Origin of the sequence: Thioclava atlantica, from assembly GCF_000737065.1 — a bacterium.
In the GTDB taxonomy this organism is placed as follows: domain Bacteria; phylum Pseudomonadota; class Alphaproteobacteria; order Rhodobacterales; family Rhodobacteraceae; genus Thioclava; species Thioclava atlantica.
In genome coordinates this window covers 80,448-93,418 of the sequence record NZ_AQRC01000010.1, presented here as the reverse complement: position 1 = coordinate 93,418, position 12,971 = coordinate 80,448, and the positions used below count along the sequence as shown (strand labels likewise).

Sequence of the window (12,971 nt, the reverse complement as noted above, 5' to 3'; positions counted from 1 at the left end):
GGGATACCATGATCAATTTGTCACAAGCCGATCTCAACTACCTGCTCCAGCAGGTGAACATTCTCAACGACTATTCCCGCCTCACGAGCGCGCTCGATCCAAGCGGCGTGCGCGAGGTCTCGGGCTCGAACAACAACCTCGTGGGCGGCTACACCGTGGCGGCCGACGGCACGATCGTCTGGGAGGGCGGCAATGTGCATCCCGACTGGGGGCAGGCCGACACCGCCTTCCTTCGGATGTTCACGACGAACCATCCTGACGAGCTCGCTTACGGCACGACTTATGGCACCGTCCAGAAAATGTGGGTCACGCTCAACCTGCCCGATTCCGAGGGGCGGATGCCGGGCGAGGCCGATTACGTGGCCACCACCAAGCAGGTGCTGGTCGACAATCCGATGTCGATGTCGCCGGCGATGTTCGTCGCCGATGCACAAGGCCGGGCCCCGGGCGATGCGGATTATGTGCCCACGCTCGATATGGGGCCTTACATGGCGGCTCTCATGGAGAACGCGCCGGCGGAATATCAATATGCGGGCGACGGCTCGACCCTCGACGGGCTGAGTTCCTCGATCGTGGTGGATTCGACGCCGCGCCTGATCTCGGAGCTCATCGCGAGCTCGAATGTCGATCTCTCCGATCCGAACCACAACCCGGCTGCGGTCGCGGCGATGAACAATCTGGGCGGCGAGGCGGTCGGCGTCTCGAATTCCGTCGTGGGCGACATCTCGACCGCCTTCATGCCCAATCCCGGCATCCTCGGCGGCGTGACCTATAACGAGTGGTTCGTCGCCTTCGGGCAGTTCTTCGATCACGGGCTCGACTTCATCCAGAAGACGGGCGGGGTGGTGATGATCCCGCTCAGCCCGAACGACCCGCTCTGGATCGACCCGGCCGATCCCGCCTACATCCCCGGCGTATCGAACATGATGATGCTCAGCCGGGCCAAGCTGTCGAACCCGGACAGCGATTTCGACGAGCAAGGCAACCTGCTGCCCGGTGTCACCCCGGTCTACACGAACAATACCGGTCTCATGATCGATCAGAGTCAGACCTACGGCTCGCATGAATCGACCAACGTGCTGGTGCGCCAATACGATGCGACCGGCGGCGTGACGGGCCTTCTGATCACCGGGGCCGAGGACGGGATCGTTCACCGTTTCGACGCGGCGGGAAATCTCGTCGAGGTCGATGTCTCGATGGGGGCGGCCGCCGCGCCCGACGGGTCGATGGTCGACGGGACCGAGGAGCTTGCGACCTGGGCCGACATGAAGGTCAATGCGGCGCGTCTCGGGATCGGCCTGATCGACACGGATGTGCTCGACACCCCGTGGATCCGCGCCGACGCGATCGGGCGCATCGAATTCACCGCGCAGCAGGACTTCCTGTTCAGCTCGGACCAGAGCATCGCCGATCTCGAGGCGATCGGCGCGACCACCGGCATCGAGATCGCCGGAACCGTCTATGGCAGCTATGCCGAGATCGCCGAATACGACCCGTTCCTGCGCTGGAGCCTCGAGGACGCGATGGCGGGCGAGTGCTCCGCCGCGCAGATCGGCGAGGTGCGGTTCACCAATCAGGCGATCCTGATCGACATCGCGCATGGCGCGGCTCCGGGGACCGATGCTCAGGGCAACGAACTCGACCCGGCCTCCGATCCATATGCGGGGGGCTTCACCTATGACGATGCGCTGCTCGCCCGCCACAAGGTTTCGGGCGACGGGCGGGTGAACGAGAATATCACCCTGACCTCGGTGCACCACGTCTTCCACGAGGAACACAATCTCCAGTCCAACGCGATCAAGCTCGCCGCGATCCGCGATGCGGCGGCGCGCGGCGATCTGACGGCGCTCAACGGCGACGGCGCCGATGTGGGCGGCTGGCTCGCCCAAGATGTCGATCAGGCCACGCTCGCTGGCTGGATGGCGCAGGATCTCTCGGACGATGCGGTGGTGCAGGCGATCGCGGATGGGCTGAGCTGGGACGGCGAGAAGCTCTACCAGGCGGCCCGGATCATCACCGAGACCGAATACAACCATATCGCCATCGACCAGTACGTCACCGGCCTCTACCCGGCGCTGCCCGAATTCGTTTCCTACTCGGCCGATATCAATCTCGATATCTCGCTCGAATTCGCGCAGGCCGTGTTCCGGCTCGGCCATTCGCAGCTGCGCGAAACCGTGCAGCTTGCCGTCGAGGATGCGAACGGGATCAAGCCGGGCGAGCCGGGCTATACGCCCACCTATGTCGAGAAGGGGCTTTTCGACGTCTTCCTCAATCCCGACCAGTACGACGCCTATGGCGCGGCCGGGATCGCTGCGGGTCTGCTGACCCAGGAAGGCAACGAGATGGACGAGTTCGTCACCGCCGCGCTCCAGCAATCGCTGGTCGGCGTGCCGCTCGATCTCGCGGCGCTCAACATCGCGCGCGGCCGCGATGTCGGCCTGCCCACGCTCAACGAACTGCGCCAGGAGGTGTTCGACGGGCTGACCCAGAACACCGCGAACAATGCCAACGGTTCGGGCATCGCTCCCTATCATAGCTGGGAGGATTTCGGCGCCCATCTGAGGACCCCGGAATCGCTGGTGAACTTCATCGCCGCCTATGGCCGCGACGCGGATGGCACCTTCGGCCTTCAGGCCGCACGCGACGCCTATCAGGCGGGTACGGGCGAATTGTGGCAGATCCGCGAGATCGCGCAGGGCATCATCGACGCGGCGGCCGATGCGGCCGATCCGATGCATGACGCGGCGGTGATGTTCATGCGCGGCTCGGGCGAGCCCACCTACACGCCGGGCGTCGGCTGGACGATCAGCGGCGGCGCGGGCGATCAGGGCTTCTGGGATATCGATCTCTGGATCGGCGGGCTGGCCGAGCAGCCGCTCTTCGACGGGCCGCTGGGCACGACCTTCAGCTTCATCATCCTCGATTTCGCGCAGCGCCTGCAGGATGGCGACCGGTTCTACTACCTCTACCGGATGCCGGTCGGTCACCATCTGGGCGACCAGATCATCGGCGAGCAATTCGCGGATCTGATCATGCGTGCGACGGGGCTGGAGCATATTCCCGATGCCTTCGGCAAGCCCTCGGCGACCTATACGCTCGACGGCACGACCTCTTCGGGCAGCTATCACGAGGATGCCCGCGACAATGGCAGCGGCGATCCCTATGGCGATAATGACTATTTCAACGCCACGCTGGAGCGGCTGCCCGACGTCGTGACCCGGATCGATGTCGGCAATGGCAGCTTCGAGGCCCCGGCCATGGGCGATGGCGTCGGCACCACGAATACCAACGGCACCTATCTCAACGGCGCGCCCGAGGGCTGGACCCTGACCGATGGCGGCACGTGGGCGCCCGAGACCGAGGTGCTCTCGGCCGATCCGAACCCGCCCGTGGACGGTGCGGTGCTGACCGGGGATCAGGTCGCCTATCTGAACGGCGGCGCGATCCTTGCCAAGACCGTCTCGATGGCGCTGGTCGAGGGCGCGACCTACACGCTGAGCTTCGACGTCATCGACCGCTTCGATCGCGAGGCGACCGGCGGCGAGGCGAAGCTCTTCGACGAAAATGGCGTGCTGCTCGGCTCGGTCATCTTCGATCCGCCCGCCGAGAATGGCGGCAAGATCACCGTCACGCTGGTCACCGGGGCGATCCCGGCCGGCTCGGCGGGTCTGGATCTGCGCATCGTGATCGAGAAATTCGACCTCGCGGGCTCGAACGACCAGATCCTGATCGACAATGTCGAGCTGACCGAGACCGTGCCCGGCGGCCCAGCCAATGACGGCCATATCACCGTGATCGGGCTCTCGGGCGACGACTTCATCGTCGGCGCGCTGGGCGATGACGTGCTCTATGGCGACGAGGGCAATGACGTCATCGAGGGCGCGCAGGGCAACGACCATATCTATGGCGGCGACGGCGACGACTACATCACCGATTACGAGAATGACGATTTCATCTCCGGCGGGGCGGGCAATGACACGATCTTCGCCGGGCCGGGCGTTCTCGACACCGCGCATGGCAACGCGGGCGATGACGAGGTCCATGGCGGCGACGGGATCGACGAGGTCTTCGGCGACGATGGCGACGACCGTCTCTATGGCGAGGGCGACACCGACCTGATGATGGGCGGAGACGGCAACGACTACATGGAGGGCGGCGACGGCGTCGACGAGATGTTCGGCGGGAACGGGTCCGACTGGATGGTCGGCGGCGTCGGCGATGACAATATCAACGGCGGCTCTGGCAATGACCTGCTCGAAGGCGGGCTCGGCCCGACCGCCAATGATGGCGACCGCCTGAACGGGGACAGCCCGGCGCAGCTCAACCCGGTGATCGAGTTCAATGGCGACGGTACCGAGGGCGATATGGATATCGGCTCCTATGAGAACGCCTTTATCAACATCATCGCCAGTCTCCAGACCTCGAACAACGCGGGCACCGGGTCGAACCTGATAGACCAATATGCCTTCCTAGAAGGGCTCGTCGGGTCGCAATATAATGACGATCTGACCGGGGCGGACGCCAATGCCGTCGGCTCGAACGGGCCCAACAACTACCTCGTGGGCGGTGGCGGCGATGACCGTCTCACCGGTCTGGGCGACGAGGGCGATCAGGCCACGGGCCGCGTCGATTACCTCTTCGGCGACCGCGCGATCGTGGACAGCAACCTCTACTGGATCGGTGATGTGCGCCATGACCCGGCGGTGACCGTCGAGGGCTTCATCGAGAACTGGTACGGCACGGGCGACACCCGCGTCCTGTTCTCGGATGGATCGCTCGGCCATATCCTGGGCGAAACCGGGGTGGAGGGGAGCGATACGGCGGTCTATCGCGGCAATCGCGACGATTACCGGATCGAGATGGTCATGCTCAACGGCCAGCAGGCGATCCGCATCACCGACCTGCGCCCGGCGACCGACGGAAACGGCAACGCGACCGAGACCGACGGGGTCGACATCCTCGTCGGCATGGACCGGGCCGAATTCGCCGATCAGACGGTTTCGCTCGATGTCGGGCCGATGTCGGACATCTCCTGGGAGGCGCTCTCGGCGGGCGGAAGGATCGCGCGGCTCTCGACCGATGCGCCCTTCGACACCCAGGCGAGCTTCGAGCTGCTCTCCACCAGCAATGCGTCGATCACGCTCACGCCCGGCGACGGGACGAATAACGAGGTCCGGCTGCAGAGCGGGCTTCCGGGCGGCAATGTCGAGACGGTCGAGATCCGCGCCACCGACATCGGCGGCACGCAGGTCACCGAGACCTTCGAGATCGTCACCGGGCGCGCCACGGACGACGTGATCGACCGGTCGGCGTCCAGCAATGACAACGTGATCTATGGCCGCGCCGGAAATGACACGATCACCGGCGGGTCGGGCAATGACGCGATCCTCTGGAACGTGACCAATCCGCGTCCCAACCGGCCCGCACGCAGCGATGGGCGCGATTTCGTCGATGGGGGCGGCAATGGCGCGGCGGGCGACCGTTTCACCATCACCGGCAACCGCACCAGCGAGACCTTCGCGATCTACACCGTCGCGGCCGCGATGGCGGCGGGCCTCAGCGTCGAGAATGCGGCGGCCGAGATCGTCGTCACCCGCAATGGCGAGGTGATCGCAGAGCTCGCCAATGTCGAGGAAATCACGATCAACACCCGCGACGTGACCGCGAATGACAATAATGGCGGTCTCAATGGCGGGGGGGGCGGCGGACGCGGCGATACCGTGCAGATCGTGGGCGATTTCAGCGGCACCAGCCTCAACTACTCCACGATCACCGTGAATGGCGACGAGGGCGACGACACGGTCGATATCTCGGGGCTCGCCTCGGACCACCGCATCGTCTTCCACGGCGGCGGCGGCGACAATGTCGTGATCGGTCAGAACCGGACCCAGGACGTTCTGGAAAATGCCCGCCACGAGGCTTCGTCCGCGCAAGAGGGCGAGGATGGCGATGATGGCGATGACGCTTCCGCGCCCGATGCTGGCATGCCCCAGACCGACGGGCTGGTGTTCGTGGGCGACGCGACCGGAGAGACCTTCATCGGCGCGGGGATGAACGACGTCGTCTTCGCAGGCGACGGCGCCGACAACGCGCTCGGCAATGCGGGTGACGACCTTCTCTTCGGGGATGGCGGCAATGACCGTCTCTTCGGCGGGGATGGCGATGACGTGATCGAGGCCGGGGCAGGGGACGATATGGTCTTTGCCGATGACGGCGACGATCTCGTGATCGCGACCGAAGGGGACGGGCGCGACAGCTACTGGGGCGGCGAGGGGACCGATACGATCGACTACGCCGCGGTCTCGGCCTCGGTCGAGGTCGATCTCGGGCACGGGGCGATGGGGCATGGCCAGGTGATGATCGGAACCGAAGCCGACCAGATCTACAGCTTCGAGAACGTGATCACCGGCAGCGGCGACGACAAGATCACCGCCAATGCCGCGGTGAACGTGATGGATGGCGGGGGCGGCAACGACACCTTCGTCTTCGGCTCGGCCGCGGATGCGGATGGCGACCGGATCCTCGGCTTCGCGCCGGGCGACAAGATCGACCTGAGCGGGATCGACGCCGATCAGGGCACCGCGGGGAACCAGTCCTTCGTGCTCTTCGCCGCCGGCGATTTCAGCGCCGCGGGCCAGCTCCGGATCAGCCACGAGATGCGCGGCGACGGGGAGCACACGCTCATCACGGGCAATGTCAACGACGACCCGGATGCCGATTTCGAGATCGATCTGCTGGGGCATCACGACCTCGACGGGTCGGACTTCAACGGCCTGAACTGACGCGACGCGCCCGGGGCGTGGACCCCGGGCGTGCCGCTTGCCTGATTTGCTCGCAACCTTGCCGATCCGAAGGGGGATCACATGAGCACCAAACGCCGCCGCTTCCAAGCCAGCGAGGAGATCGTCTCGCAACGTCTGGGCCGATATCGCGGTCTCGTCACCTTCCTGCTGGCGCTGTCCTTCCTGATCAGCCTGCTGGCGCTGACGGGGTCGTTCTACATGCTCCAGATCTATGACCGCGCGCTCACCAGCGGCTCGGTGCCGACGCTGCTCGCGCTCTCGGTGCTGGCGATCGCGCTCTATCTGTTCCAGGGGCTCTTCGACGTGCTGCGCAACCAGATCCTGGTGCGGATCGGCGCGCGGATCGACACCCGCCTCGCCCCGCTCGCGCACCGGGTGACGATCGAGATGCCGCGCTTCGGCTATTCCTCGGCCGAGGCGCTCGAGCGCGGGCGCGACGTGGACACGATCCGCAGCTTCGTCTCGGGGCCGGGCGCGGTGGCGCTGCTCGACATTCCGTGGATGCCGCTCTTTCTGGGCTTCGTCTACATGCTCCATCCGCTTCTGGGTCTGCTCACGCTGGGCGGTGCCTGCGTGCTGATCACCATGACCGTGATCACCGAGATCCTGTCGCGCCGGGCCGGCCGCGAATTGCAGCGCGCGAGCGTCGCACGCTCAAGCATCGCCGATACCAATACCCGCAATGCCGACGTTCTCCAGGCGATGGGGTTCGGTCAGCGCGCCGTTGCCCGGTTCGATGCCGCCAATGCCGAACACCTTCAGCTCCATGCGCGCACCAGCGACATCACCGGAACGCTCAGCGGTCTGTCGAAGGTGATGCGGATGATGCTGCAATCCGCGCTTCTGGGGCTCGGCGCCTATCTGACGATGGTGGGCGAACTCTCGGCCGGCGCGATCATCGCCTGTTCGGTCGCGGCCTCGCGCGCGCTCGCGCCCATCGAGCTGGCGATCGGTAACTGGAAAGGCTTCGCCGCCGCCCGGCGCAGCCTGACGCGGCTCAAGGACACGCTCGCCACGATCGCGGAGGATGACGAGATCGTCGAGTTGCCCGCACCGCGCGTCTCGCTCAGCGTCGAGGGCGTCACCATCGTCGCCCCGGGCAGCGGGGCCGTCCTGATGAGCGACGTGAATTTCGCGCTGCGCGCGGGTGATGCGCTCGGGTTGATCGGACCGAGCGGCAGCGGCAAGACGACGCTCGCCAAGGGGCTCGTGGGGGTCTGGCCGCTCCTGCGCGGGCATGTGCGCCTCGACGGGGCCGCGCTCGATCAGTGGCGTGCCGATCAGCTCGGACGCCATGTCGGCTACCTGCCGCAGGAGGTCTCGCTGATGGAGGGCTCGATCGCGGAGAATATCTGCCGCTTCGAGGAGGGCGTGGCGCCCGAGAAGATCGTGGCGGCTGCGAAGGCGGCGGGCGCGCATCAGACCATCATCCATCTGCCCGACGGCTACCAGACGCAGCTCGGCCCGCATGGCACGGCGCTCTCGGCCGGTCAGCGGCAGCGGGTGGGGCTGGCTCGGGCGCTTTTCGGCGATCCCTTCCTCGTCGTGCTCGACGAACCGAACTCCAATCTCGACGCGAACGGGGAGGCGGCGCTGACCGAGGCGCTGAACTCGGTGCGCGCCCGGGGCGGGATCGTGATCGTGATCGCGCATCGGCCGCGCGCGCTCGAGGCGGTCAATCTGGTGGGGTTCATCCAGGGCGGCAAGCTGGTGGCCTTCGGCCCGAAGGACGAGATCGTCAATCGCGCGGTCTCGCTCAAGCCGCTGCCGAAACGTCCGGGCGAGGACGGGCCGGGCGAAGAGGTGGCGGGCGCGCCGGCCGGAGAAACCAGACAGGCTGCGGGGTGAGGCATGGACGACAAGCTCAAACTCGGAATTCCCGATGACGAGGCCGCGAGCGCGCCGCGCCAGCGCTTCCGCAGCGACGAGCGGGCCTCGTGGCTGGCGCGCGCACTCCTTCCCTTCACCGCAGTGCTCTGGGGGGGGCTTGCCAGCCGGTTCTTCGGCGGCGAGGAAGCGCTGGCCGATACGCGGGGCGAGGATCGGGGCGCGCCGCCGCACGAGCCCGAGGCGCCAACTGGGCCGCGCCATCCACCCGCGATGCTCGATGCGCCCGAGATGGCGCCCACCCGCGCGCCCGAACAGGAAGACGGCCCGCCCGGTTTCGCCGAGAATGTCGTGCCTTTCCCGATGCAGCGTCACCTCTCGCCCTCCCGCGCTCTTTCGCGGGTTCATGAGCGCGAGGCCGTCATCGCAACCGACGACGAGACCTTCTTCTTCCCACAGAATTCGGCGGGCCGCCCCGAGCGCGGTCAGCCGGCCCCCCCGGCCACGCCCCCCGAGATCCCCACTTCCGCGGGAACGGGGTCGGGGGTGGAACGCGCAGCGGCCGAGAATGCGGACGCACAGACCGAGCGCAACCATCGTCCCCAGCTCCGCGGCCCCGTCCGGCTCGCGCCGGGCCGGAGCGACGAGGCGGTCATCCTCACGGCTGCGGTGCTGCTGGCGGGCGCGATCGATCCCGATGGTGACCCGCTCCATGTCGAGGATCTCGCTGTCGAGGGCGGGACCGTGCTCGCGCGCGGGGACGGAAGCTGGCTCTTCACGCCCGAACAGGGCTTTGCCGGCGAGGTCACGTTTTCCTATCGGATTTCCGACGGCGAGGAGTCTGTCGCGCAGATCGCCCGCGCGGATTTCCTGCCCGCGCCGGGACGCGATGTGAGCGGCGGGCCGGGCGACGATCTGCTCACCGGAACGCCTCGGGGAGATGCGATGCGCGGCTATGGCGGGCACGACATCCTCTACGGGCGCGAAGGCGCCGACATGCTCGATGGCGGCGACGGGAATGACGTTCTGCTCGGCGGCGCGGGCGATGACGTGATCTATGGCGGGACCGGCGATGATCTCGTCTTCGCGGGCGCGGGCAATGACATCGTCTTCGGCGGGGCCGGGGATGACACGCTGCATGGCGGGGACGGAGACGACCTGCTCGACGGGGGCGCGGGTGACGATGTGCTCGCAGGCGATGCCGGGTCGGATACGCTCATCGGCGGGGAGGGCGACGACCGGCTCGACGGCGGCGCGGGGGCGGATGCGCTTTCCGGCGGAGCCGGTGAGGATCGCTTCCTGATCGCGCAGGCCGAGGAGTGCGACGGCGACAGCTATGACGGCGGGGAAGGCGAGGACACGCTCGACTTCTCGGCGATCGCGGCCGATGCGCGCGTCGATCTGCGGTCGGGGACGTTCGAGGTCGAAGGCGGGCAGGGGACGCTGGTGGGGATCGAGCGCGTCGCGGCGGGCGCGGGCGACGATTGCCTGATCGCGGACGAGGACGCCAACACCTTCTCGGGTGGCGCGGGCGAGGACCGTTTCGTCTTCACCAGCGTCAGGTCTCTCACGAATGACGGGGCCGGGAACGACCGGATCACCGATTTCGAACCCGGCGACCGCATCGATTTCTCGCAACTCGACCCGGGCGGGGAGGGCTATGCCGCGCGCAAGCTGTATTTCGCGGGTGGGGGGGATGCCCCGCCGGAAGCGGAGGGCGCGGTCTTCTGCGTCTACGAACAGCAGGACGGGGACGGCTCGGAGCTGACGCTCGTGCGCGGGCGGCTCGGCCCGGGCGGAGAGGACGAGGACGCCTATGACTTCGAGATCGAGCTCGAGGGCCACCACGACATGACGGAGCAGGACTTCGTCTTCGATGGCGACGCGCTGAGCTGACACGCATCACGGCGGGAGCCGGGAGGATAAGATGGGACATGCAACACAACCGGATATTCAGCTGTTCTCGGTCCGCTCGCGGATCGTCTTCGCCGCGCTCTTCGTCTTTACGCTGGTGGCGATCTGCGGCGGCTGGGCGGCACAGGCGAAGCTGGCGGGCGCGGTGATCGCGCCGGGTCAGGTGGCGGTGCGCGCGCAGCTCAAGAAGGTGCAGCACCCCGATGGCGGCATCATCCGCGAGATCCTGGTGGAGAATGGCGATCTCGTGGCGGCGGGCGATATCGTGATCCGGCTCGATCCGACGCAGCTGAAAGCCGAGCTCGGCATCGTCGAGACCCAGATCCGCGAACTGACCGGGCGGCGGGCGCGGCTCGTCGCGGTGCGCGACATCGCCGAAAAAATCACCTTCCCGACCGGGTTTGACGCCACGCCCGAGGGCGCCGCGATCGCCGAGGGCGAGCGCCGGTCCTTCGAGCATGACCGCTCGATGCTGGAGTTGCGCCGCGACCAGCTCCTGCTGCAGATCGAGCAATATGACGACGAGGTGCACGCGCTCGAGGCGCAGGCGCGGGCCAACGGGATCGAGCGCAAGCTTCGCGAGGAGGATCATGCGCGGCTCGCCACCCTTCTCGGCAAGGGGCTGACCGAAAAGGGCGCGATCAGCGAGACCGAGCGCGACATCGCCCGGCTCGAAGGCGTGGGCGGAGAGATCGAGGCGAATATCGCCCGTGTCCGGGGCCAGATCAACGAGGCGAACCTGCGTATTCTCGAGCTCGATCACCAGATGCGGACCTCCGCGCAAAAGGAGTTGCGCGAGATCGAGGCGCGGCTTTCCGAGCTTCATGAACGCGCGATCGCCGCCCGTGACAGGCTCTCGCGCACCGAGATCCGCGCGCCGATCGGGGGCGTGGTGAACGAGCTGGGCGTGCATACCGTCAATGGCGTGGTCGCGCCGGGCGAGACGGTGATGGCGATCGTGCCCGATGGCGAGCTGCTGATCGAGGCGGAGCTTCCGATCACCGATATCGACCAGGTCGCGCCCGGCCAGCCCGTCCGGCTGCGCTTCACCGCCTTCAACCAGCGCACCACTCCCGAAGTCGCGGGCGAGGTGCGGGTCGTGGCCGCCGCCGCCAGCAAGGACCCCGCGACGGGCCGGCCCTATTACCTGTGCAGCATCCTGATGACCGAGGAGGCGCAGCTTCCGGGCGGGCGCAAGCTGGTGCCGGGCATGCCGGTCGAGGTCTTCTTCCAGACCGGGGAACGCACCGCGCTTTCCTACCTGCTCAAGCCGGTGACCGACCAGATGCAGCGCTCGATGCGCGAGGAATGAGCCCGGGTTCGCGTCGCGCGATTGTCAGCCTCTGGCAATTGCGCGGCGCGCGGCACTCCCTATATCCATCTCGGTTTCGACGATCCCGAGAGGATGGAGGTTGCACGCGATGGGCTATGTCAAGACGGCCATGCTGATGGCGGCGATGACCGCGCTGTTCATGGGGCTCGGCTACCTGATGGGGGGCACGGGCGGGACGGTGATCGCGCTCGTGGTCGCGGCCGGGATGAACGCGTTCTCGTGGTGGAATTCCGACAAGATGGTCCTGCGGATGCACAATGCGCAGCCGGTGGGACCGAATGACCGCTCCGGCCTGTCCGATCTGGTGGCGGGGCTCGCGCGCAATGCCGGCCTGCCGATGCCGGCGGTCTATCTGATCGACACGCCCCAGCCCAACGCCTTCGCGACCGGGCGCAACCCGGAAAATGCCGCCGTGGCGGTGACGACGGGGCTGATGCGTTCGCTCTCGCGCGAGCAGCTCGCGGGCGTCATCGCGCATGAACTCGCCCATATCCGCAACCGCGACACCGCGATCATGACGGTGACCGCGACCTTCGCGGGCGCGATCTCGATGCTGGCCAATTTCGCGCTGTTCTTCGGCGGCTCGCGCGAGCGCATGGGGATCGTCGGCACGCTCGCGATGATGATCCTCGCGCCGATGGCGGCGGCGCTGGTGCAGATGGCGATCTCGCGCACCCGCGAATACGCGGCCGACAAGACGGGGGCGGAGATCTGCCGCAATCCGATGTGGCTGGCCTCGGCTCTGGAGCGGATCGAGGCGGGGGCCGCGCGCGTCGACAACATCGCCGCCGAACGGCATCCGGCCACCGCGCATATGTTCATCATCAACCCGCTGCACGGGCAGGGGGCGGATAATCTCTTCGCCACGCATCCCTCGACCGCGAACCGCGTCGCGGCGCTGCGTGCTATGGCGGGCCCCCGCGCCGAGCCCGCGCCCGCCGCCGCCCCGTGGGGCGCGCCCGAGCCGCGCGATCCGTCCGGCCCCTGGGGCTGAGACGCGTCGCGCATGGCGGGCCGCGCCTGCGCAATTCACCTCCCCGTGTGCCTCTGGCCCTTGACGCGACTCGCTTTGCGCGCATAAATGAACGGGC

At 67.2% G+C, this 12,971-nt stretch carries 5 protein-coding genes; all 5 read left to right on the top strand.

What is annotated here, in order from left to right; translation table 11 throughout:
- Window positions 1-8 precede the first annotated feature (8 nt).
- The 5 genes from DW2_RS12920 to htpX all read left to right on the top strand — a co-directional run bounded on the left by DW2_RS12920 (window position 9) and on the right by htpX (window position 12,874).
- Entirely contained in the window at window positions 9-6,785 is a 6,777-nt protein-coding gene (locus DW2_RS12920) for a peroxidase family protein (RefSeq protein WP_038147244.1), read from the top strand.
- An 81-nt stretch (window positions 6,786-6,866) separates the two neighbouring features.
- Window positions 6,867-8,654 carry a type I secretion system permease/ATPase gene (locus DW2_RS12915; protein ID WP_038147242.1) on the top strand — a complete coding sequence of 596 codons (1,788 nt, stop codon included), beginning with the start codon at window positions 6,867-6,869 and terminating at the stop codon, window positions 8,652-8,654.
- A gap of 3 nt (window positions 8,655-8,657) precedes the next feature.
- Window positions 8,658-10,529: a cadherin-like domain-containing protein gene (locus DW2_RS19120; protein WP_051856041.1), complete on the top strand. Its 1,872-nt coding sequence runs from the start codon at window positions 8,658-8,660 to the stop codon at window positions 10,527-10,529.
- Between the two features lie 31 nt (window positions 10,530-10,560).
- On the top strand, window positions 10,561-11,859 hold the full coding sequence (locus DW2_RS12905; protein ID WP_038147240.1) for an HlyD family type I secretion periplasmic adaptor subunit: 1,299 nt from the start codon (window positions 10,561-10,563) through the stop codon (window positions 11,857-11,859).
- Between the two features lie 109 nt (window positions 11,860-11,968).
- Window positions 11,969-12,874 (top strand): zinc metalloprotease HtpX, encoded by a 906-nt coding sequence (htpX, locus tag DW2_RS12900; protein WP_038147238.1) that lies wholly within the window; start codon window positions 11,969-11,971, stop codon window positions 12,872-12,874.
- Window positions 12,875-12,971 lie beyond the last annotated feature (97 nt).

Coding starts and splice junctions, on each gene's coding strand:
- htpX (WP_038147238.1), top strand. CDS start 11,969: ATGGGCTATGTCAAGACGGCCATGCTGATGGCGGCGATGACCGCGCTG.
- DW2_RS12905 (WP_038147240.1), top strand. CDS start 10,561: ATGGGACATGCAACACAACCGGATATTCAGCTGTTCTCGGTCCGCTCG.
- DW2_RS19120 (WP_051856041.1), top strand. CDS start 8,658: ATGGACGACAAGCTCAAACTCGGAATTCCCGATGACGAGGCCGCGAGC.
- DW2_RS12915 (WP_038147242.1), top strand. CDS start 6,867: ATGAGCACCAAACGCCGCCGCTTCCAAGCCAGCGAGGAGATCGTCTCG.
- DW2_RS12920 (WP_038147244.1), top strand. CDS start 9: ATGATCAATTTGTCACAAGCCGATCTCAACTACCTGCTCCAGCAGGTG.